The organism is Paenibacillus chartarius (assembly GCF_042432825.1).
Taxonomy (GTDB): Bacteria; Bacillota; Bacilli; order Paenibacillales; family NBRC-103111; genus Gordoniibacillus; species Gordoniibacillus chartarius.
Genome location: NZ_JBHLWN010000139.1, coordinates 1 through 1381, shown reverse-complemented (window position 1 = coordinate 1381; position 1381 = coordinate 1). Strand labels below are relative to the sequence as shown.

Annotated in this window: 1 protein-coding gene; it reads right to left on the bottom strand. The window is 53.1% G+C overall.

Annotated elements, in window-relative coordinates; all coding sequences use genetic code 11:
- Window positions 1-30 precede the first annotated feature (30 nt).
- On the bottom strand, window positions 31-1332 hold the full coding sequence (locus ACFFK0_RS30660) for an IS1380 family transposase (protein ID WP_024982794.1): 1302 nt from the start codon (window positions 1330-1332) through the stop codon (window positions 31-33).
- Window positions 1333-1381: the final 49 nt, after the last annotated feature.

Genomic DNA, 1381 nt, shown 5'->3' with positions numbered 1-1381 from the left:
GTTGTTTTCCATGTGAAATGTTGGAAGCCGTCACTCCAATTGAACCACTTTGGCTTCGATTCGTTTCCATGCATGACGACCGTCGAAATCCTTGATCAGCTTGAGCACGACCGCGCGACTATGCCGAACAAGCGTCGCCGCGCAATGAAAGAACTCCAGTCGGAATCTTGCAATCGTATAACCCTGATGCATCGGTTCGCAACAATCGCGCTTAAAGCGTTCGAACAAATTGTAGGCCAGCAACTTGATCAGCAGATCGACTTCATTCGCTTCAAAATCACTGGTCGCGATCCGGTCCATGGAAAAACCGTCTTTCGCCTCTTTGATGTAATTTTCCATGCAGCAACGCTGGTTGTAAAAGCGCCATAGGTCAATTGGTTCCCACTCCAGGTTGGTTACAATCGCTTCATACTGCCAGTCCTCGTCGAATACGATGCGGCCTTGACCGTCTTCGCAGACTTGCGTCTTACGAATGACCGCTACGCGACGGGGCTTTTTCCAGGACGTAGCTTTGTAAATCAAAGTGATGCCCTCGATGATCCAGTCCTCGTCGACATAGCGCGTCCAGTAGCGACAAGCCGCCACGTCGCTTGCGAGGCGTTTGGTCCATTTCATTTTGCCGACGTAACCGATCTTGCGGCCTTCCCACAGTTGGTAGAAATCCTCGCCGCCAAAGCCTTTGTCGAACCGGGCGTACGCCACTTGGCGCTCGCCGAGCAGTGCGAAGGTTTGCTGCAAAAAGTCGATTGCGTCGGTTGAAGAATGCGTGTTGCCGGGGCGAAGCCTCGCATTCAGATTCAAGTGGGTTTGCCCTTCAAAAGCCAGCAACGGATGGTAGCTGTTTCGTCCGGGCTTATGCGGATTGGTGCCTTTGGCCGCGCCGGCCTGCTCCCCGTATACCGTCTCCACCGAGGAGTCCAGATCAAGGATTGGCTTGGACGGCAAGCAGAGATGAATGATTTCCATATTCAGCTTGCGCAGTTCCGTCGGGAGCTGCGGGCAGGATCTGCCCAGACGCGCGAGCTCCTTGTACAGCAAACTGTGATGCGGCAGACGGCCTCCCAGAAAACGACAAAGCAACACATCGTGCTGTAACTTGCGGAAATGAAAAATACGCCCGCAGCCCAGCATCCAGCCAACCATTAGATAGAGCAGGATGCGATGAACAGGAAAAATGGCGTTGTGCGCTTTGCCGCCGGAAAGGCGCTGCATGGCCTCGGCGAGCTTGATTTTTTCGAGATAGGCCAAAAAGATTTTGACGCCGCCGAAACTCGTGGCGTTCTGCAGCGAAAATTCGCTCTTGATTTTGCTGACCGGTGTGGTAGACTTCACCTAAAAGGTGCTCCTCTCTTTGGGTGATGTTGTCCTGGACAAACACCAT